This window comes from Parageobacillus thermoglucosidasius (assembly GCF_001295365.1).
Lineage (GTDB): Bacteria > Bacillota > Bacilli > Bacillales > Anoxybacillaceae > Parageobacillus > Parageobacillus thermoglucosidasius.
The window spans coordinates 236,022-258,142 of record NZ_CP012712.1 but is presented as its reverse complement, the minus strand read 5'-3'; the positions used below and the strand labels follow the sequence as shown (position 1 = coordinate 258,142).

Genomic DNA, 22,121 nt, shown 5'->3' with positions numbered 1-22,121 from the left:
TCCTATAATTTGCCGATATAATAAGTAGAAAGACATATTTTATAAGGGGGAAATAATTAAAAAACAGCATGAAAAAAGACCCAGTAAACTATTAATAATTTACTTATATTAAAAAAGATGGTATATTAAACAAATTTTTAAGCTTTTTTACTGATATTATTTTTCTTTCATTTCGATAAGATGGATTTTTTGGAGAGATTACAGATGGCAAATCCTTATTTTCCAAAAAAAGATTAACCCAAAACTGCTGAAGTTTTGCCAGAGCTATATGAGACTACGGTCCGGAAAAGGAGCAGAAGTATGGAAAAACATTGTCGGCTGGCGGTAGCCATAACAGGTTCCGGCAAAGGGATTGGGAAATATTTGCTTTCCTTAATGACTCAACCACCGGGGGCGTTTGTCGATAAGATTCCCATCATGCCCCCTCCAGGAATCTTGCGGGGGGTTCTTCCATTGAGGAGGCTAATCGATAAATTTAAAGATGTTGATAAAAAATCTGGTTTTTTGGCCCCATCTCTCCCGACCGACTTATCTTATTCGGAACTTAGCTTTATGACGAAAAGAGGTTTTCTCGGGAAGAAATTAAGCCAGTATCTCGGCTGCAATAAAGATGAAGGGGATTTTTTATTCTATCTTTCACTATCGAAACCATCTTTTACAAATCCGGATAGTGAAAATAAAGGCGAATGTATTCTTTATTTGAGTGAACTAATGTTAAAGTGGAGTGAACAAAAACAAGATATACCGTACCAAATTAAACGTTTAGACGTTCGGCCTGATATACAAAACGCCATGTTAAAGGCCTATGATATGTTCAAGGACGAGCTGTTTTCCTCATCTGATGCGGCGGAGGAACAAGAGATTGACGCTTGCTGTTGCGGAGGGCAATGGGAAGTTTACCGGGATGTGATGTTTGCTGCGACACAGGGGAAGTTCTTGCTTCTTACCGAAGAAGAAGTAAGCAAATATAAAGAAGGAATCGTGCTATGCGAAGGAAGGGTGAAAGATCGTTCCGATATACCAATTTGCCGCAATCTGGCGAAAGAAAAGCTTGAATCAGAAGGATTGAGCCAACCCACGATCATGAGATGGCTGTTAGTGTTATCAGAAGCTATTACAAATGCGATAAAACATGCAGAAGAAGGAACGATGACGATTCTCAAGGACGAAAAGAACAATGAAATACGGTTTGTCATCGAGGATAAGGGACCGGGATTTGCTTTAAAAGATTTGCCGAAAAAAACGCTTTTAGCCGGATATTCAACAAAAAAATCTTTGGGACAAGGCTTTACGCTGATGATGACAATAGCGAAACGCGTGTTATTGTTTACGTCGCCAAAAGGCTCTGTCTTAATTCTTAGTTTTGATATCCATAAAAAGAATCGGGATCAGTTGGGGAATGCCGGATAACGTTTAACGGGATTTTGCTGCTGGGAGCTGGCTTTTGAATATTTGTTCCATGTTTCGCTGAAATGATCGCCGGGCTATATAAGCAAGATGAAATAGCGGAAACATCAGCGAAAAAGCAGAAGGAACGGGAAAATGGCGAAGGAGCAGACAACGGCGGCCACAGAGATTGCCGGATTTGCCGTGGGCATCGCACGGACAGGCAAGAGAATGATCGGAAATATCCAACCCGTCGCTTGATTGTATGGACAAATTTAAACTTTCATGAGAGGAGATGCCTATGTCGCTGACAGTGAACAAAAAAGTAAAAGGGAAAACGTTGATTCTTAAAGTTAAAGGAGTTTTAGATATTTCAACGGTGCATGTCATAGCTTCTTATTTAAAAGAGATTGATCATATCGAAACTCTAATTTTTGATTTGTCTGACTTGGAATTGATTGATTCCACGGGGATTGGCACGATTCTGAACGCAATTTATTTATCGCAAGAAAAACATTTCAAATTGAAACTTCAAGGCATGGACGAATTAACCGATAATGTTTTTGAAACGGTTGGTTTGTACCAAATTTTAGAAGCTATGCAAGGAGAGGTTAACTAATGTATAAGTACCGCCCGACTTTTACCCAGCGAGAGAGGGTCATAGACAACCAGCAGATCATGGATAACATGGATAAGACTTTGCAACGGGAAATTAACCTGGCCCGGAACATACAAATGCAGCTGTTAAACGGAAAGACCCCAGAGTTTGAGGGAGGGGAGGTCATCGGTTCCTCCCTTCCCGCAAGATTAATTGGGGGAGATTATTACGATTTTTATCCTTTAGTGAACGGAAAGATACGAATTGTCGTCGGGGATGTTATGGGAAAAGGAATCCCAGCGGCGATGCTTATGATTTTAACTCGCGACGCTTTCCGGAGAGTGGCGGAAATCACGGACAGTCCGGCAGAAACCTTAACATCTATGAACCAGGCATTGTACGAAGATTTGCGGACATTGAAATCATTTGTGACACTGATTTGTGCGGATTACGACCCGAAAACGGGCATTTTTACATACGCCAGTGCGGGACATCACCTTCCTCTTTATATTAATGGCCGGGACAAAACGATAAAAGAACTGCCAAAAGTCAGTGGAATTATGCTGGGCGGGCTTCCTGACCAAGTGTATAAAGAGATGTCGATACAATTAGATGAGCAAGATATTATATTTTTTTATACGGACGGGATTGTGGAAGCACAAAATAAAGATGGAGAGCAATATAAATTGGAACGGCTGGTACAAACATTATTGGAAAACCATGAAAAAAGTGTCGGCGAAATTGAAAGAAGCGTGATGGACTCCATCCACCAATTTACGCAAGGCGTTCCGCAAAAAGATGATATAACGATGGTCCTTTTAAAGGTAAGCAGACAAAAAAATGGATATTAACCGCTTAAATTTCCCTATGATCAGTGAAAGGGAGGGGTGCCCATGCAAAGTATTGTTGCAAAAGGGAAAGATATTAACGAAGCGATTGAACTTGGCTTAAAGTTATTGGGAACGGAAAAAGAAAAGGTCAGTATTGAAATTATTCAGACTGAAACGAAAGGTTTTTTAGGCATCGGCGCGAAACCAGCGATTGTGAAACTGACGAAGCTGGAAGCGGCTGAGGCGCAGCAGGCTCCTGACAAAAATGATGTAATCGAGCAAGCGGTTTCGGAAATAAATATGGAAGAAGTTGCTGTACTATCTGGCTTTTTGCCGGAGCGGGAACACGAAGGCGAACATCAGATTGGCACAAAGGAACCGGACGCTCTTGTCGGCAAAGCGTGGGTTAAGAATGGAGCGTTGTTTTGCAAAACGTCCCCGACTCATTTTCCGACAGTAACGATTGGCGAAGGAGTAAAATTATACCGCAATCATGAACTGGTGAAAGAAAAAACGACGATTGTGACAGAAAATGATGTGTACGAAATAAAAGTGGAAAACGAAAAAAAGGATACAAAATGGAAAGTTTGGATGGACGAGAAAAAATTAAAAGTGTTTTTATATGTGGAACCCGGTTATAAAATCACCCGCAAACTGCCGGATATCGAACCAAGCCAGCACATTGAGCTGGTTGTTGAAGAATATAAGGAAGTTTATAACACGCTAAGTTATGCTGACGTAATGCAAAAGTTAGAATCGCTGCAAGTGGCACATCAATTTATTCGTCAAGAACAGATCGTGAAAGCCCTTGAGGCGAAAGAACCGGGCACTTACGAAATTGCGGCCGGCGTAAGCGCCAAAGATGGCAAAAATGGCTGGATTGAACTGAATGTCGATTTACAATCCCACAACGGTCCGATTGCCAATGAAGATGGAAAAGTCGATTACCGGGAAATCCGGACCATTCCATCAGTTGACAGAGGGCAAGTGATCGCGACCATTCATCCGCCTGTGCCTGGCCAGCCGGGAGTAACGGTCACCAATGAACCTATCCCGCCCGAGCCAGCTTATCCTGTAGTTCTCCAAGCAGGAAGAGGAATCATGGAGGTCGACGGCAAGATCGTTGCGACGGAATCCGGGCGCCCGCAAGTAAAACAAAAAGGACGTCTTGTAAAGGTTTCCGTTATGCCCAAATTAACTCATCCCGGGAATGTCGATTTATCGTCTGGCAATATCCGTTTTACAGGGGATGTCGAGATATTCGGCGAAGTGGAGAAAAACATGGTTGTCGAAGCAAAAGGAGATATCATTGTTCATCAAACCGTCAATATGGCTTCACTTATTGCTTCCGGGGCGATCGTTTCCTATAGCAATATTATCAGTTCGGAAATTTCCGCGGGAAAACATAATATGTTAGTGGCGGAATTGGGAAATTTGCTTGGCATTATCCAGCAAAACATGGAAAAAATGATCGGTGTGATCCGCCAGCTTCTCCAATCTCCTGCTTTTAAATCTAACGATTTTTCCAGAGGCGGTCTGCAGCCATTAATCCGGATATTGCTGGAGAAAAAGTTTCAGAGCTTTCCGCCATTCGTCAAAAAATACGTGGAGATGGTTAGAAATGGAGAAAATGATTTAGAAGATGACGGATGGAAGGAAATCGCGGATTCTTTGACAAAGCTTTTCTTGTCTTTAACCAATGAAGTGATTTCTCTCGAATGGATGATTCAATTATCGCAAAAAATGAAAGAACTTCATAAAGCCAGTGTGTCTCCCGCCGAACCGGATTCTTATATCTCTATCCCGAGCGCCCTCAATAGCCGGATTTATTGCGGCGGCGATGTGTTTGTCACTGGCAAGGGAGGATGCATTAATACGAAGATTCATGCCGGCGGTGCATTAAAAATCAATGGCATCGTCCGCGGCGGAGAAGTGTATGGAGGATTGGGAGCCGAAATTAACGAAACAGGATCGGAACGGGGAATATCAACGGTCATTGCCGTTCCGCGTGATCAAAAAATTAGAATTAATAAGGCGATGGAAGGAACAGTCCTGAAAATCGGAAACGCGAAATATACATTAAAAGAAACGAGACATTATGTGTCCGCGCGTCTAGATCAGGATGACCGGATTGTGTTCGAGTAAAAGAGGGAGAAGGTGATAGGATGGAATATTCTTTGCATGAAAGCGACGAATATCTAGAGGTAAAATTAGTCGGGGATTTAGATATAGATGGAACAGAGATCATCGAAGAAGAACTGATTCCGCATCTGGAAAAATACCGGATGGTCAATCTTAACTTTGCCGGTATCCAGTTTGTCGATTCAACGGGAATGGGCTTATTAATGAATATGGTCCAACGCCTGAAAGAAAAAGGGATAAAGGTTACGATATCGGACGTTCAACAAGATGTCATGAACGTTTTCGAAATCCTTCAACTTCCAGAAATTTTAGGGGAAGAGGTTTTCGTATAAAAGCATCGTTATGGTGCATTTGGCTGGCCGCGCCCATGAATCCGGACGGGCGCTGGCCGGCCAGCATTTTTTATCAGCAAGCTGATGCGGGAATACTGTAACCGCGTGCCTCGCCTTTGTGCCTTAACGGCATAAACGGAAACCGGCCTTTTCCGCGTTTGCGGAGGAAGAGGCCGGTTTTTTTAAGGAAGGTGTTCAGCTATGGAACGAACGGAAAAACCCATCAAGGAAGTGCTTGACGATGTCCCATTTCGATAATTGCTTGATTGTTTCTTTTGTTGGCTTTTCCAGATCCAATGGAACAATGACGTCCATTCCGCGTTTCATCTGTTTTGCCGGATGGGATACGATATATTCGTTTTCACGGAGACCTTGCTCGATTTCTTGTTTTTCTCCATGTGCGATTCCAAGCGTCACCTTCCGTTTTTCCAGTTTTCCGTTATGAATGACATAGACGAACGATTTTGTTTTTTCCCGCCATACCGCTTCGGCAGGGATGGTGATCGCCCCGCTTTTTTCTTTTGTCACGACCGTGATGTTTACGTGATATCCGAAAGGAAGTTGTTTCGGCTGTTCGTTCAGCTGCACAGTAAACGGATATTCGCTTTTTTCTTGAAAGCTCGCTTCCTTGACCGGAATTTTGCCGATGTCGGCAATCGTGCCGGCAAAGGATTCTTTTTCGTTCGGGACGCGGACAACCGCCGCCTGCCCGATAGCGAGTTTTTCGATAGTCCCTTCTTTCGCTTTTCCGCGCACGATGGCGGAAGGAGAAGCGATAGTGATCAGCGGTTTCGACTTGTCATAGCTGATTTCTTCGATGATGCCGGCCGTTTTGCTTTCCACGACCAGTTCGTCTTTTTTCTCTGTTAGTTCATTTTGTTGCTCCTCATATTCCTTTATTTTCCATTCGAGCAGCGTTTTTTCCCGCTCCGCTTCTCTCGCTTTTTCTTCCCACTGTATTTTCATGCTGTCTTCTTCTTCGTCCGAAGAAGACAGTGTTGTATAATGATCGATATCTTTGGCAAGCTGTTCGATTTGCGCATGTAATTGTTCTTTTTTCAGGGCAATTCGCTGAATCTCGCGATCGATGTCCGCGTCCGCGTAGCGGATCAGCGGTGTGCCGGCTTGCACTTCTTGCCCTTTGGCGACAAGAATTTCATCAATGACGCCGAGCTGAGGATCGTAGTAAACGAATTTCCGCTCTGCCGGCGCGGTGAAGCCGCCAGTGCGGACGGTTTCTTTGATGGTCGTTTTCTCCGGTTTTGTCCGTTCGTTCACATAAACCGATTTTGGAATTTTACTATGTTCATGGAACAACATATAAAAGTTCGCGCATATGCATAATACGATGACAAGGAATATATATCGCTTCCATCGTTTCATCGCTATTCCTGCCTTTCATTATGATCCGCTGAACGGAAATTCTGTGCACGCCGTTATTAGTAAAGCGAAAAAGAGGTAGACGGTGATGACGATCATTGCGATGCGTTGAACCGGTTTTTCCGTCAAGGTGCGGAGAGCGATGATTTGCAGCGATACCGCCCAGACCGAAAAGACGGAAACGTTTCGCAACAGCGCCCATATAAAGGCATGTTTCGTTATGTAAGGCCCCCACACGCCAAGGGAAAACGGGGAAAACAGATCTTTCACGCCGAAAAACAGCTGTAACGGAAAAAGAACAATATCTTCAATCAAGAAGATGAGCAAAACCGGCAGCTGGATCGTTAATAGTTTCGCGAAATCCATCTCAAAAAACAAATAATAGATGATAGAAGAGATGAACAAAAATAATAGAGGAACGAATAGGCCGCCCAACACGTGGCCAGACGCGAATAAAAGCTGCGCGAAAGCAAATTGCTCGCTTGTGTATCGGCCGAGATGCTTTGTCAACTCTTCTGTGCCGATGCCGAAATACGCCCGCAGCAATGAAAGAACAACGCTGGCAAATAATAAAATCAGAACGGCGATCGCCACATGTTTCACCCGTTCCGCCTCTTTGAGCTGGGCAAACGCGGTTTTCGGATGAACAATTTCCTTAAGCGGATTGCTTTTATACATCATCAACAAGTCCCCCATATGTATCAATATAGGCATAAACATATTGTATACAAAGATGCAGAATTTGTCATTATCCGAGGGTGCGTTTGATTTGCGCAAAGGGGCCCCACTTTCTCTCGTTGGGGGGGCTTGGCGTACTGCTTGTTAGCAGCAGTTTGCCTGAAGGCCAGAAAAGTATAGTAGAAAAGGAGAGTACCGTTTAGCCGGAACTCTCCTTTTTTGCTGCTGTGATTGTATATTCTGTTTGCGGAAAGTGTTTTAGCTGTTATGCATACGCAAACAGGTAACAGGATTTTCGCCATGATTCCCGCGTAAGCTGAGGCATCAGACAGCTGCCTTGATGTAACGCTGCTCTGCTTTTATCTTTTTTGTGAGAGCGTATTGCCATCGTTGCGGTACGAAACCAAGGCAAATAAAAACGCGATAAAGAATACGAGGGAATTGGAATATAAGTAACGGAAATCTTGCGCCGGCAAAGCGATAAATACGGTCCCGATGTTGAGAAGCACAGCAATCGGAAGAAGCAATGCTTTCCGGTCGTTCCGCAAAAAGGCAATAAATGTGAATAAAATGATGAAAAACATATATACTGCCGGACGCCAAATAAACGGTTTGCCTGCCGTTTCCGACCATTTTAAGTATGTCCCGACTGTTTTAGTGATTGGCTGAAAAATTACTTCGTTTTTTAAGCCGAATTTGTTTCCGTAAAAAACGTTGGTAACGAACATGGACGTGTATCCATCCTTCGGTTCGTTCATTTGCCAGACGAGGGAAGTTTGCTTGGCCATCGCCTCGATCACGAGTCGAGGATTTTGCCGGCAAATTTCCCACCATGTTTGCAAGTAAGTGGAAAGATGATCCGGAAAAATTGCTTGCCTATTATAGTGGCGGGAAAATTTAATCGGATCAGTCAAGTAAGGATTGTATAATTTTTTCCATAAGTCTAATGGCATGATTTTATGGATATATTCGGCTTGCTGCTCGGTCATTTTTCCATTATACGTGATAACGCGGGCGATTTGCTGGGTTGGAATGCTTAACGCTTCATTTGGATCAGACGGCGTCACTTTCAAATAGGCAAATAAAGGGCCTGTGACGGCATAATGAATGGCCACTACCAGCGAAAGGACGAGAAGCCATTGTTTCCAGAGATGGCGGAACGCCGCGGATAATATGATCAGCGTTGCTAAACAGACAACAAATCCGTTATGCCGGAAAAAAACAACTCCTAATGCGGTGACTGTAAAAAAGATAAAAGCTGGAAACCGCTTCAGCCAATCTCCATTTGTCATAATAAGTTTGCCTATTAGCGTTGTAAACAGCAAAATAAACGTGCTGTATAAAATATCTTTCCAGACGGTGATGGAATAAATGCCGTTGATCGGGCTGACGGCAAATAAAATGGAAACAGCCCAAACCGCCCATTTCGGCGCCCCTGCTTTTTCTAATTCGAACAGGCAATAGCCAATAACAAGCGAAATAATGATGATTTGCGCGATTCCGATTGCGGCCGGAGAGTCCCATACCGATGTTACTAGCATAATAAAAAGTGTGTACATGAGCGGATGCCAGTCATTGAATTTTCCGGTATGGGCTTGTTCCCACTGAAATATCGAATCCGCTGTCATCGCGCCCGGGAAAAAGGCGATTAAATAAAACGCCCAAACAATAAGCGGAGGCAAGGCATAAACAAAAATGTACCCCCATTTTTTGCCCGGATCAGGACGGTCAGGGGTGACGGACAGAATCAGTGAAACAATGAATAAGGTAAGCATAATTATACTAACATAAGTTCCAATATAAATAACGAACTTCGCAGCCAGCGGGGAGTGCTGCAAATGCGTTTGTTCGCCTTTCATGCTGATGACGGCGAAAAGTGGAAACAATAGCATAAACAGCCCCGCTGCCCATCGTTTGGATCGCGAAAGCGGCGCAACAAAGCGCGTTTTGTTGCGCAGCACTATATAATAAGCAGCAAATAGAAGGAGAAATAAGATTCCTCCTTCTGCTAGGATGTTCCAATGAATAGGAGAAAAAAATAAAACAGTACATATGGCGCTCGCCAATGCCGCGATGGCGCTGAAAATCCCATTTTTCAACATCACATTGCACTCTCCTTTTTCAGAAGCACGACGTACTTGTAATGGATGAAAAGCACGATGATCTGTATACGTGCGATGGAGAAAAATTTCCATATACAAGCATAACATAATAATAGAGAAGTGGAAAGAAGCCGGAAGAAAAGAAGGGAAACGAGTCCGCGCAAAGATTGCTTTTATCGTTTGCCGCGTTCATCGCTTTTGATAGAAGCGGCAAACGCAGATTTGAAAGTTGTTATGCATCATGAAGCATCAATATCCAAAATGCTCTTTTTTAAAAGACATAAGCGTTTTTTACGGGGAAATAAAAAAGAGCCAGACGCTTAGGAGAGCGACTGGCTTACCACAAAAATCTTACCGCGACTTTATTCTACAAAATTCGACAAAATTTGTCGACAAGTAATTGTTTCTTATATAGCAATATATTGCCATATAATCATAAAATATTCCGTTTTGCTGACGATGGACATATAATGATGCAATAATTCGCGCTTTTGAACAAAGCAAGTTAATGTCGAAAAAAGCAATTAATTGTCGAAAAAAGACGAAACACTCCAAAGCGAAGGCTTTGGAGTGTTTTATTTCATTTATAAACCGGCACATCAAAAATAAGCGTGTATCGGTCTAACAAAGCATACAGTGAACTAATATTGGACACTTGTTTAACCGCCCAGCCAATGTCGGTTGCGTATTGATGCACGCCTGGGTTGGCCGGGTTCCATCTCATTTTGTATAGCGTATCCTGCTTATACGTTGGATTGTTAATATATCGGTTGGCGATGTCCTCAGCCCCGCCGATAATCGCTGCTTCCGGAGTGAACCAGCCTTTCTTATAGGCGTATTCCGAGCCGCAACGGATTGGGCAGCTGTCTTTAGCATTCAGTCCATACATGTTATAAACTACTTTTGGTTCAACCGGTTTGCCGTCCACTTCACTTACCAGCACGCCATTTGCTAATTGGGAAGTGCCGTTTCCTGTTTCAAGGAGAGCGTGTGAAATAAGGTAAATTTCATTAATGTGATATTTTTGTCCTGCTTCGATAAATGCTTGCCCTTTTCCAGCGAGGATGCCTTTGCCTGCCAAAATTTTGTCATTTAACTCGTTTAATGGCACGCCGGCGCTTTCTGATAGGACAAGAAACTGAAAATATTCTTTGCTGTCGCGGCTGAACCGGCTTGGATCGAGATAGGCTTTGACATCTTCCGGTTTTGCGTTTTTCCAAGGCCCAAACTTAATTTCATACCAGTCTCCCACTTGCCTGATCACTTGCACGATGTCTCCGGCTTTTAATGTTCCGACGATCCAGTGGGATGTGCTTGTTCCTTCCCGGACGTTTAACGTAGTGGCGGTGACTGTTCCGACTGTTGGGAACGTCCCCGGTTTATCGACTTTAACATAACTGGAATGTACGTAAGACGGACTGTTCCGATATAAGTCGGTTTGTGGATTTTTCTGCATTTGAATGTTCAGCATATCATCTAGTGTTAAATTATAGGTTGTGTAACGGATAATCGGACCAATTTGGATGGCTTCTTTCCACACATAACCGATTCGTCCGCCGATGTCGATGACGACGGAATTGTTTTCCTCGCGGATGATTGGATAGCTTTCCCCTTGTTTGATGATTGCGAACTGTGTTTTTGTGTTATTTGGATCTTCGTAAACAGGCGTGTCGGATTTTGCCAGAAAGTATTTATCTATTGGCTGGAGTCCTTTATTTTCATTTTTTAGTTGAACGGAAAATGGAGGTCTTGTCGATGCTTTCCAAACATATGCGACCCCTTTTCCATATTTGATTTCATGCCAGTTTCCGTAGTCGCGCAGGCGAGGGAATATTTGCCCTTTTTCCAAGTAAGCTACGACAATTAATTTTCCGGTGCTGTTGTCATAGACAGGAAGACGGTCTTCAAGCACTTCAAAATACCGGTCTGTGCTTTTGAATGGAATCTTTACGGCACTTTTATGGACATAACCAATCCGTCCCGATACGCCGACACCATACCAATTCCCCAATTCTTTTACGACCGGATAGCTGACGCCTTTTTTAATCGAAGCGAATGGAACTAGCGCTCCAGATGAATTATCGTATACTGAAACATCAACCAACGTTGTAAAAGTTATGCCCGTTGGCGCAGCCGAATTGGCGTTTCGGATGGAAGAACCGCTGGAAGGTTCGGTGGAACCTTTCCAAACATATGCGACTCCTTTTCCAAATTGAATTTGATGCCAATTGCCGTAATCTTTTATTCTTGGAAACTCTTGTCCTTTTTCGAGCGTGCCGACTTGCACGAGTTTTCCAGTGCTATTATCATAGACCGCTAGTTGGTCGACAGTGACGCGGAAGTAACGGTCAGTAGGTTTGAAGGCGATTTGTACACCGTTTTTATGGACATAACCGATTCTTCCAGAGATTAAAACTTCGTACCAGTTTTCCCCGAACTGGCGAATAACGGGATAGGTTTGTCCTTTTTTAATCGTAGCGATGTGAATAAGCGATCCCGTTGAATTGTCATATACAGGCAAATCGATCGTAGCGGTAAATACCGTGCTTCCTCCCGCATTGCTGCCTGTTTTCATCGGGCTGTTCCCGGTTGAAGGAACCGTTGCTCCCTTCCAAACGTAAGCATATTTTGTGCCAAATTGAATTTGATGCCAATTACCATAATCTTTTATTCTTGGAAACTCTTGTCCTTTTTCCAGTGTGCCGACCTGCACAAGCTGTCCGGTGCTGTTGTCATAGATGGCTGTTTGCTCGTCCGTAACGCGAAAATATTTCGTGCTTGCCGTAAATTGGGAGGATGGCGTTTCTGCTGTCGATGCAATAGCAGCACGCGCCCCTGTTTGATTAGCGCCTTCGCTTTTATTCACCGCTGTTGTGTTTGTTTCTGGAATGTTTGTTGTATTTGTTTCTGGCTGTTTTGTTTTCACTTCTGTCTGGCTTGTCTCTGAGACGTTTTCCGGCGCGGCGTTTGTGGTTTTTGTTTCTTCGGTATCGGCATCAACCGCAGTTTGATGATTTGTATCTATGACAGAAACAAACGGAGCTTTTGTTATGTATCCAAGCTGGTTTCCAATAATGATTTCAAATGCGTCATCAAGTTCTTGAAAGACCGGATATGGCTGGTCTGGCATTAAATATCCGATTAGTTTGCCGTTTTGTGTGTGAATAGGGGCTTTTTCTTTCGCCAGCACATATGAAAATTGCGTTTTTTCTTCATATGTGTAGCTTGTTGGTGATTCAGAAAGAACCGCGTTTTGCACATCTGCATCATCAAGATAAGCAAGTCCGGTTCCCCACTGAATGTAAACATGGTTGTTTTCCAGTTTTATAGCTTTCAAAATGGTTTCTTTCGTTAATTCTCCGACTAGCTGATTTGTTTCTGCTTGTTTGACTGGCGCTGATTCGCTTGATATTTGAACATACGTCGTTGCTTGTCCGCTCGTATTTTCTGACGCATTAGCGGCATATGCCGGAGAAATGGCATAGGAAACTAGCAAAATCAACACTGATAACAAAGCTGCAAATTTCCTTATTTGTACTCCTATCCGCACCTCAAAACACCTCCATAAAAAAGTTGTCAATGCAAATTATATCATTTTTTCCAACAAGCAGACATAGTTCGATGACCCTAAAAAAAGATAGAGAGATCTTGGCATTTTATATCGAATGATATCGAAACAGAGAATCAGTCGTTTTCTCAAGTTTTGTTTAAACGTAGTGAAATAAATAATGGGTGTGCTGGCGAGACACCGCCATTCTGCGAATTTGCGGTTATGCGGCGGTGTATGGATACAGGAGAGGCAGGGGGACCGGTACGATTCAAGAGGGAAAAGCAGCAAGATATGCGCTTGCCGCCTTAATGAAAAAAATATGATGCCGGTGAAAAAGGGCATTGATGAAAACAACCATTGGGTTGGCTTAAGAAGCATTGCCGGAGGATCCGATGAAGATCGCATAAAAAAGCTGCCGGAGCGATAGGGGAATGTTCCTATATGCTACTGTGTTGAAAATATGGGGATGGATTCGGGTTTGGGTGGATCCGCAACATTACAGCACAAGGAAAACAGAACCGATGATAATGAACAGCACTCCGGCGATTTTTTTTCTCGTGATCGTTTCTTTCAACAAAATTGCTGACAAGAGAAACGTCCAAATGTATGTGATCGATGTCAGCGGGAATACCACTGTATATGGAAGTTGCTGCAATACGATAATGTTTAATATCGCACTGATGCCATAAAGCAGTGCGCCAGCGGCAAAAAATGCAAGGAACGGAACGTGAAATCCGATGCGCTGGCTTGCTGCTTTTTTTAAATAATATCCTCCTAATGCGCCAAGAAATGTCATGAAGATAAGCAGCAATAATGATTTAATCGTCCCCACCCCCGATAAGGACCGCGCCGGTGACAATCAATACGACTGCCATTGCCCGCGTCGCGGTAATGTGTTCATCGAGAAAAGTAACTCCAAGCAAAAGCGCGAATACATACCCCATGCTTAAAAGCGGATGAAGCACAGACAGGCTCCCGAAGCGAAAGGCTATGGTCATGAGGATGGCGCCGATGCCGTAAAAGAGAAACCCTAAAATTAAGTGGCGGTTCCACTGCCCTCCTGATAATTTCCAAAACATCTGGCCGCTTGCGGTGCTTACAGATGCCAGCAAAATAAGGATGATACCAATTTTGTTTTTCTTAATGGATTGAATAAACGTGTTCATTGGGCATCCCTTTCTTTCGCCGAAAGTGAATGTAACATTGCGGAACGGCAAAGAAATCATTGAATGCCGCCCGCAGCCAGGCTGTAAAGCCGGCTGCGCCGTGGCTAAGAGACGTCATTGCTTTCTCTCTTTCTCAATTGTTCATATATTCTGTTCAGTTCCAGTTCATACTGCTTCCGGTGCGCGGCGGCCACCGTGTCTAAAATAAGTCCGCAGGCAAATGACAGCAACGAGAAAATCATTAATCCTACTGCTAAAATGGCAGAAGGAACGCGGGTAATGAACTTTGTTTGAATAAATTCTACTACGACAGGGATGCCGACGGCGAGTCCAAGAATGAAAAACAGCAGCGCCCATAATGAAAAGAACAAGAACGGCTTATAATCTTTAAATAAGGTAAAAATCATTTTTAACACTTTCCACCCGTCGGAAAACGTGTTAAGCTTCGATTCGCTTCCTTCGGGACGGTCCCGGTAATCAATCGCCACTTCTTTTATAAGAAATTTTTTATCGAGCGCGTGGATGCTCATTTCTGTTTCGATTTCAAATCCCGGACTCATAACGGGCATCGATTTGACAAATAGTTTGTCAAAGGCGCGGTAGCCTGTCATAATATCTTTAATGTCGCTTTTGTATAAAAAGTTGATTAAGTTTTTTACGAGGTTGTTTCCAAAGTTATGAAACGGGCGTTTGTTTTCTTGAAAATATGTCCCGTTGGATAACCGGTCGCCAATCACCATGTTGGCTTCTCCTCTTTTAATTGGCTCAATCAGCTGATGAACAAATTCAGCAGGGTACGTATCGTCTCCATCGACCATGACATAAATATCAGCGTCGATTTCGCGGAACATGGACCGGACGACGTTCCCTTTGCCTTGGCGGAATTCTTTGCGGACAATGGCGCCATGTTCAGCGGCGATGAATGACGTTTTATCCTTTGAATTATTGTCATACACATAAATTTCTGCTTCTGGCAATTCGCGTTTAAAATCGCTAACGACTTTGCCAATCGTTTTTTCTTCATTGTAACAAGGGATAAGCACGGCAATCTTCATGCTATTCACTCCTTTACCGTAAAATATCGGCCCGTTTTTCACATCGCAAAAAAACACAGGACAGGGACAAGCATATCATTGATTCCTCATTTTTTTCTACCGTATCCTCTGTTTTCACCCGGACATATTCTGAAGCGATCGAATGCTTAATATTTTCTTTTCATGAAGCAGCGAAATGGTGCTGGACAAAGGGCAAAACGGTCATTTCTTAATGAATTTCCCATATTGTGTAACACACTTCTATCATTTTAGCGCAATCATTGACGGATTTAAACAACAAAAGAAATTTGTAAAATTTACTTGTATCTTGGTGGCGAAGATGTCTGCTAAAATAAAACAGCAACCAACCGAGTCTTTATATATATTTAGAAGAAAGAGTGATATTTACTATGGCCGCCTTGTAAAAAAGGCGGCTCTTTTTTTTGGGTGTTTGCTATACTAATTAAGGAAAGGAGGAAGAGATGAAGCTGTGCGAAATCCTTTGTTATTCATGTGTTGCTTATTAATTGGCTTTATATTCTTGTTTGAAAAAGACGTACACAGTCAGTCATTGTCTGAATGGGTGGTTTATTTTCAGAGCGAAAAAGATTATTCGCTATTTATGGAAAAATACAGAGATAGAGTAAAAGATCAGGAGAAAGAAAAGCAATGGGCAGTAAAAGCCCTGTTTACTAAAGAGGAAATCGGCGGAATTCAAAAGCTTTCCATCGTCTCAAAGGTAGAACCGAATTATCAAAAATCGCTTGCTTCTTCTTTTTTTAATGACCCTCTTGTTTCTCAACAATGGGGAATCAATAAAATAGATATATTGTCCGTAGCCTCTAAATTTCAACAGCGCAATATGTTAATAGGAAAACAAATCGCCACTGCTCAAGGCGTGATGGCATATGAAGGTCAGCCATTGCCTATGCTGAGCTTTTCGGTTTTGTCAGAGGAAGAAATGAAACTGTCCCGGTTATCGGTCACGGTGGATCATGTGGAGAATACATGGACACTTCAAGTGACGGATAAGGACGGAAAGGTGCTCGCGCAAAATAGCGGCAACTTGTCAACATTAGATGTGCTTTTACCGAAAAACCAAACATATAAGACGCTGCAAATCCATATTCAAGCAAACGGATGGAAAAAACCTCCTGTTATCACTAATATGACAGCGGTCAATCATGTGCTTGTTGCTGTGATTGATACGGGAGCAGCGCTGCATAAAGACTTTTGCGGAAATGTTCTTCATAGTTTAGGGAAAGATTATGTCCATCCGGGACGGCTGGCGCTGGACGACCATGGGCACGGCACGCATGTGACAGGAATTATCGCAGCTTGCGCGAATAATCATGAGGGAATTGTCGGGGCAGCGGGATTTGCTCCTGTTGACGTTGTTCCTTTCAAGGTGCTTGATCGTGAAGGGACGGGAGGGGATTTTGAAATTGCCAAAGCTGTCAATGACGCTGTATCAATGGGGGCGGATGTCATTAATTTAAGCTTGGCGGGGAAAGGAAAGACGCTTGTTTTGGAACAAGCGGTTCAAAATGCGCTTCAACATCATGTTGTTGTCGTAGCAGCGGCAGGCAATTGGGGGATTTCATTACAGGATGTTTATCCTGCGTCATATCCAGGAGTGATTGCTGTTGCGGCGGTAGATGAACACAATCAAATTGCCTCCTATTCAGACTACGGATGGAAACTGGATATTAGCGCGCCTGGCGACAATATCCTCAGCACCTTTATTAATAATGAATATCGGACGTTAAGCGGAACTTCCATGGCTGCGCCTTTTGTGTCAGGTGTGGCGGCGTTATTAAAGGCAACGGATCCGCGCTTGGACGATATACAAATCCGTAAGCGGCTGTTTGAGTCAGCGGAGGATATACAGGAAAAAGGATATGATATTCATTCGGGATATGGCGTGGTGCAGGCGGCAAAAGCCATTCAGCTTCCGTACAGCGAAGCGGTGGACTGGTTGACGATCAAAAGCGGCCAGCCGCTGTCATTTTCAGAAAAACAGATTCTCGGCATCTCGAAAGGATTGATTGGCAAAGATGTGTATGTGTTTATCGATGATCAGTTAGTAGAAAAACGAAACATGGATGATCAATGGCTTTCCTTTGCATTGCCTGATGTGCCGTCGGCTAGGAATGAGAAAAAGCTGACGGTTGTTGGCGCGGATCATACCGGAAAGGTAGCTGCTTTTGATGAGCGCTGGGTGAATTCGGCGGCATCCGCATCCGCTTCCTTTTCTGATGTCCCATCCTCATTTTGGGCATATGAAGAAATTCAAACGGCGTACCGTGAAAAATGGATTAACGGTTTTACCGATCATACATTTCGCCCTAACGCTCTGTTAACGCGGCGGCACGCTGTGATGATGATGAATCGGCTGTTTCAATGGCGGCCGCAGCAAATTCGTTCCCCTTTTCTTGATACGCCGTTGACATTGGCAGGGGCGTTGCCGATTTACGCTGCATATGGCCAGCGCATTGTGAAAGGATATGATGATGGACATTTTTATCCGGAACGGTTTGTGACAAGGGCGCAAATGGCGGTGATGCTGGCAAGAGCATTAAAATTAAGTGAAGACTCGTTTTCTGGCACTCCTTATGCGTTTAAAGACATGGATGGGAGTTTTGCTTATTATGCGGTGCAGCAGCTGGCAGATAAAGGAATTGTCACGAAGCAGCCGTATTTCCGCCCAAATGAGTTTCTTACCCGCGCCCAGTTTGCGGCAATGCTTGCAAGAACATATCAATATATGTTGGATAAAAAATAAAGCTCATCATTGCTTGGCATGATGAGCTTTATGCCGTTTGTTTGGAAAAGTTTGTCGGATTAGGGTTGCGATTTTAGACATAGTTTCATAGAATTAAATGATAGAGAAAAGGGGGTACAATTATTCCAAAATTTTGGTGATGAAAGGAGAGGTGTTATTGCAGCCACTGCGATTGTTGTTGTTGTTGTGTTTGTTAATGTTCTTTGGCTACTCTTCGGCAACTTATGCGGAAACTAATTCATCTGCCGCTTCTTCCCAAGGCGATTTGCAGAAAATTCAGGATTTCCATCAGCCGTCGCCGTTTAACGCGGAATCAGCGAGCGCTTCTTTTTCAGCCGCTTCCACTGCAAAAACGATTTTTGCTGATGTGCCGGCTGACCATTGGGCAAAAAAAGAAATTGAGTTTTTATACGGGCGCGCGATTATTCAGGGGTATAATGAAAACGGCGTATTGCGGTTTCACCCCAACGAGAATGTAACGAGAGCGCAGGCAGCAAAAATGATTGTTAAAGCGTTAGGACAAAGTGAAAAGACGGTAACCCGTGCCCGTTTTAAAGATGTCCCTCCTTCTCATTGGGCGGCAGGATGGATTGAAAGAGCGGTGGAAAAAGGGATTTTTCAAGGATATCCGGATGGGACGTTTCAGCCGGACGCTCCTTTGAAACGGTCGCAAATGAGCAAAATTATCGCTCTTGCTTTTAATTTACCAGAACCTGGGAATGTAGGGAACAAGCAAATTTTCCGCGATATTAGTCCAAGTTACTGGGCTTATCCGTACATTGTAAAACTGTATTATCATGGAATTTCGAATGGCAGCGAAAACCAGTTTATGCCAGAGTCATACACATCAAGAGCGCAATTTTCCGCATTTGTCGCTCGCGCGTTGAACAAAGATTTCCGTCTTCCGGTCAATAGTTCTCCAGTCAATAGTTCTCCAGTCAATAGTTCTGTGATTGCAACGGGGAAAGTGACTGCGGACACGTTAAATGTCCGTTCGTCTGGAAGCGCCAGCGCTTCGGTGATTGGCCAGCTTTCCTATGGAACGGTAGTGAACGTTTTAGAGATTAACGGGTATTGGGCGAAAATTTCGTACAATGGCAAAACAGGATATGTACATAAAACCTACTTGAAATTAAAAAATGTAAACGGCAATCCGGTGCAAGGGCGCATTATTGTGATTGACGCCGGCCATGGCGGCACAGATCCGGGAACGATGAATGGAAAAACGTACGAAAAGAATATCGTTTTGTCTGTGGCGCAAAAAGTGAAACAGAAGCTTGCAAGCGCCGGGGCGAAAGTCATTATGACGAGAGAAAGCGATGTGTATAAAACGCTTGAGGAGCGAGTGCAGATTGCAAAAAATAATTATGCGGAACTGTTTGTCAGCATCCATGTCAACTCGGCAAGCCCATCTGCGAGCGGTACAGAAACTTATTATGATACATCGAAAAATCCGAACGGCTATGAAAGCTATTTGTTGGCAAAGGCCATTCAGCAACAAATTGTCAATAACGCTGGCATGAAGGACCGCGGCGTGAAAGACTATGGTTTTTACGTCGTCCGCAACAACAATGTGCCAAGTGTTCTTGTAGAGCTTGGTTTTATCACAAACAGCAGCGATTACCAAAAATTAACTTCCGATCACTACCAAAACATTTTTGCGCAATCGATCTATAACGGCATTGTCCAATACTACAGCCAATGACAGGATGAAGGGTGCCCGGTGAATCGGGCATCCCTTCATTTTTCATTGCATCGAAAAATTGCTATAATGTTATGGTCAAAAGTGCTTTTACGGATAAGGAAACAATAGTATAATGAATAAAGTTGAGACGCACAACATTTTTCGACAATCATTTTTAAAAAGGTGTTTTTTATGAAGATAGGTATTATTGGAAACTATGGTCACAATAACAACGGAGATGAGGCAATTTTAACAGGAATTTTAAAACAGTTGATCGAAGAGTTGTCCATCCCTAACGAAGACATTATCGTTTTTAGCAACAATCCCAAGGACACAGAGCAACGATACGGGGTTCGAGCAGTTCCTATTTTTCACCGCAAAGGCCCTCTCCCATTTTCGATCATGAAAACATTAAAAGAAAATTATTTAATCATGAGAAATCTCGATGTCATCATTGTGGGCGGCGGCGGGATTCTCATGGATTTGTATAAATGGGACGGTCCATTATACGCTACCCTTGGATTACTAGGACATTACGCGGGATGTAAAGTGATTGTTTACGGAGTCGGAGTGGGGCCGATTGAAACGAAGCTGGGAGCTTTTTTCATAAAGCAATTGTCCCAAAAAGCCTGTTGCATTTCCGTTCGCGATGAGCAGTCGAAACGGCTGTTGCAGGCGCTCGGGGTGAAAAGGAACATACATGTCATCGGTGATCCGGCCCTTTATTTAGCTGCTCCGAATGAAAAGCAAGAATCACATTTCGTTCAAAAAGTAGCCGTTACCGCTGTGCCATATTATAATGGAAAATATTGGCCTACTTCAAATGAACAAAAGTACTCCAATTACGTTACCGGAATGGCGAAAAATTTAGATCAACTTATTGAGAAAAAGAACGTGGCTGTTACGTTTTTTTCAACGAAATACCCCCAGGATGTGCAAGTAACAAAGGATATTGCCGCATTAATGAAACATCGCGATCGTGTCACAATTATTGATAAAAACTTGCATCCAAATGATATTGTCAGTCTTTGTGCTTCGCATGACCTTGTGATCGGAACACGGCTGCATTCACTGATTTTGGCGGTTGTTGCAAGAACCCCAATCATTGGGATTGGTTATCATCCGAAAGTTTATCATTTTTTATCATTGATCCGCCAGACAGACCGCTATGTTTCTGTGGAAACATTAGGAATGGAACCAGCTTCGATTGTGCAGATCGTTGAGAAAATGGAGAAAAAATGGCTGGACATTCAGCGCGAAACGAGGCAAATCGCTGAACAAATGAAAGAAAAAGCAGGGGAAGGCATTGAATTGCTGCGCTTAAGTGGTGAGAAACATGTCCGGTAAAAAGATATTAGTGCTGAGCAACATGTATCCAACAGAAACGGCAAAGTCATTTGGCATTTTTGTGAAAAATCAAGTGGAAGCTCTTCGCGGCCGCGGGCTGCATGTGGATGTTATTGCTGTAACGAATCCGCGCACAGATAAAGTAAACGTCCTAACGAAATATATTTTGTGGCTTCTTCGAACATTGATTCATTGTGTGACAAAAGGGCGGAATTACGATGTGGTTCATGCTCATTACGTTTTTCCGACAGGAATGCTAGGATTATGGTATAAAAAATGGTGGAAGGCAAAGCTGGTTGTGACTGCTCATGGCGGGGATATTGACCGAATGGCCAACAAAAGCGGAAGGATTCGGCAGTGGACAACGACCATTTTGCGGGAGGCGGACCATGTCATCGCGGTGGGGCACAAACTCGCTGAGCAGATTCGCAATGAATTTGGTGTTCCTGAGGAAAACGTCTCTGTGATTAACATGGGCGTTAACCGCCGCATATTTCAGCCGCTTGACAAAGAGGAAGCGAGAAAGCGCTGCGGGATCGGCGAACATGAGATTCCAATTTTATTTGTGGGAAATATTATTCGCCAAAAAGGACTAATCGAATTGGTGGAAGCATTTTCGAAACTGAAAAAGGAATACCCTTCCGTCTCGCTTTATCTGATTGGCGCTAAGAAGGATAACGCCTTTTATCATGAACTCATTCATCGCGTGAAGGAAGCGGAAATCAATGATGTACATATATTGGACGCGATGCAACAGAAAGATGTAGCGGTGTGGATGGCCGCTGCAGAGATGTTTGTGTTGCCGTCTCATTTAGAAGGATTTGGATTGGTGGCGTTAGAGGCGATGTCTTGCCATACGCCTGTTGTCGGAAGCCGTGTTGGCGGACTGGCTTATCTGCTTGGTGACGGGGCGGGTGTGCTTGTGGAGCCAGGCAATCCAGATTCCTTGTTCGAGGGAATGAAAAAATTGCTTGATGATGCGGCTCTTCGCAAACAGCTAGTTCAAAAGGGCGAGGCGCGCGCCCAAGAAAATGATCAAGAGAGAATCATTGACCAAATTCTCCAGCTTTATGACCGTGTTTAAGTAGTATGTATGGTGAATGCTGA

Annotated in this window: 16 protein-coding genes; 9 read left to right on the top strand and 7 right to left on the bottom strand. The window is 43.5% G+C overall.

Going from position 1 to position 22,121, the window contains the following annotated elements; all coding sequences use genetic code 11:
• Window positions 1-300 precede the first annotated feature (300 nt).
• The 5 genes from AOT13_RS01330 (at window position 301) to AOT13_RS01310 (ending at window position 5,288) form a co-directional block, all read left to right on the top strand.
• Window positions 301-1,410, top strand: a complete 1,110-nt coding sequence (locus tag AOT13_RS01330; RefSeq protein WP_042384663.1) for an ATP-binding protein — start codon at window positions 301-303, stop codon at window positions 1,408-1,410.
• Window positions 1,411-1,687: 277 nt separating this feature from the next.
• On the top strand, window positions 1,688-2,005 hold the full coding sequence (locus AOT13_RS01325) for an STAS domain-containing protein (RefSeq protein ID WP_003247898.1): 318 nt from the start codon (window positions 1,688-1,690) through the stop codon (window positions 2,003-2,005).
• On the top strand, window positions 2,005-2,835 hold the full coding sequence (locus tag AOT13_RS01320; protein ID WP_003247900.1) for a PP2C family protein-serine/threonine phosphatase: 831 nt from the start codon (window positions 2,005-2,007) through the stop codon (window positions 2,833-2,835). Before AOT13_RS01325 ends, AOT13_RS01320 begins: the two co-directional genes overlap by 1 nt.
• A 42-nt stretch (window positions 2,836-2,877) precedes the next feature.
• Window positions 2,878-4,959, top strand: coding sequence for a FapA family protein (locus AOT13_RS01315; RefSeq protein WP_003247902.1), 2,082 nt, complete (start codon window positions 2,878-2,880; stop codon window positions 4,957-4,959).
• 20 nt (window positions 4,960-4,979) lie between these two features.
• The gene (locus AOT13_RS01310) at window positions 4,980-5,288 is read left to right on the top strand and encodes an STAS domain-containing protein (protein ID WP_003247904.1); all 309 of its coding nucleotides are present in this window, start codon (window positions 4,980-4,982) and stop codon (window positions 5,286-5,288) included.
• A gap of 195 nt (window positions 5,289-5,483) precedes the next feature.
• Here the strand turns inward: AOT13_RS01310 and AOT13_RS01305 are convergent, their stop codons facing one another.
• The 7 genes from AOT13_RS01305 to AOT13_RS01265 form a co-directional block, all read right to left on the bottom strand.
• On the bottom strand, window positions 5,484-6,671 hold the full coding sequence (locus AOT13_RS01305; RefSeq protein ID WP_042384658.1) for an efflux RND transporter periplasmic adaptor subunit: 1,188 nt from the start codon (window positions 6,669-6,671) through the stop codon (window positions 5,484-5,486).
• An 18-nt stretch (window positions 6,672-6,689) separates the two neighbouring features.
• The gene (locus AOT13_RS01300) at window positions 6,690-7,349 is read right to left on the bottom strand and encodes a hypothetical protein (RefSeq protein WP_013399940.1); all 660 of its coding nucleotides are present in this window, start codon (window positions 7,347-7,349) and stop codon (window positions 6,690-6,692) included.
• A 356-nt stretch (window positions 7,350-7,705) separates the two neighbouring features.
• Window positions 7,706-9,448 carry a DUF6020 family protein gene (locus AOT13_RS01295; protein ID WP_042384655.1) on the bottom strand — a complete coding sequence of 581 codons (1,743 nt, stop codon included), beginning with the start codon at window positions 9,446-9,448 and terminating at the stop codon, window positions 7,706-7,708.
• Window positions 9,449-10,028: 580 nt separating this feature from the next.
• Window positions 10,029-12,998 carry an SH3 domain-containing protein gene (locus tag AOT13_RS01285; protein WP_042384652.1) on the bottom strand — a complete coding sequence of 990 codons (2,970 nt, stop codon included), beginning with the start codon at window positions 12,996-12,998 and terminating at the stop codon, window positions 10,029-10,031.
• Window positions 12,999-13,494: 496 nt separating this feature from the next.
• Window positions 13,495-13,857 (bottom strand): EamA family transporter, encoded by a 363-nt coding sequence (locus AOT13_RS01275; RefSeq protein ID WP_232511553.1) that lies wholly within the window; start codon window positions 13,855-13,857, stop codon window positions 13,495-13,497.
• Window positions 13,817-14,164 (bottom strand): EamA family transporter, encoded by a 348-nt coding sequence (locus tag AOT13_RS01270; RefSeq protein ID WP_013399944.1) that lies wholly within the window; start codon window positions 14,162-14,164, stop codon window positions 13,817-13,819. Before AOT13_RS01270 ends, AOT13_RS01275 begins: the two co-directional genes overlap by 41 nt.
• A gap of 104 nt (window positions 14,165-14,268) precedes the next feature.
• Window positions 14,269-15,219, bottom strand: coding sequence for a DPM/DPG synthase family glycosyltransferase (locus tag AOT13_RS01265; RefSeq protein WP_003247916.1), 951 nt, complete (start codon window positions 15,217-15,219; stop codon window positions 14,269-14,271).
• Window positions 15,220-15,688: 469 nt separating this feature from the next.
• Between AOT13_RS01265 and AOT13_RS01255 the strand changes: the two genes are divergently transcribed.
• The 4 genes from AOT13_RS01255 to AOT13_RS01240 all read left to right on the top strand — a co-directional run bounded on the left by AOT13_RS01255 (window position 15,689) and on the right by AOT13_RS01240 (window position 22,098).
• Window positions 15,689-17,983, top strand: a complete 2,295-nt coding sequence (locus AOT13_RS01255; RefSeq protein ID WP_042384646.1) for a S8 family peptidase — start codon at window positions 15,689-15,691, stop codon at window positions 17,981-17,983.
• A 157-nt stretch (window positions 17,984-18,140) separates the two neighbouring features.
• On the top strand, window positions 18,141-19,688 hold the full coding sequence (locus AOT13_RS01250) for an N-acetylmuramoyl-L-alanine amidase (protein WP_042384701.1): 1,548 nt from the start codon (window positions 18,141-18,143) through the stop codon (window positions 19,686-19,688).
• A 171-nt stretch (window positions 19,689-19,859) separates the two neighbouring features.
• Window positions 19,860-21,014, top strand: a complete 1,155-nt coding sequence (locus tag AOT13_RS01245; protein ID WP_013399948.1) for a polysaccharide pyruvyl transferase family protein — start codon at window positions 19,860-19,862, stop codon at window positions 21,012-21,014.
• Entirely contained in the window at window positions 21,004-22,098 is a 1,095-nt protein-coding gene (locus AOT13_RS01240; RefSeq protein ID WP_232511552.1) for a glycosyltransferase, read from the top strand. The genes AOT13_RS01245 and AOT13_RS01240 overlap by 11 nt, the downstream gene beginning before the upstream one ends.
• Window positions 22,099-22,121 lie beyond the last annotated feature (23 nt).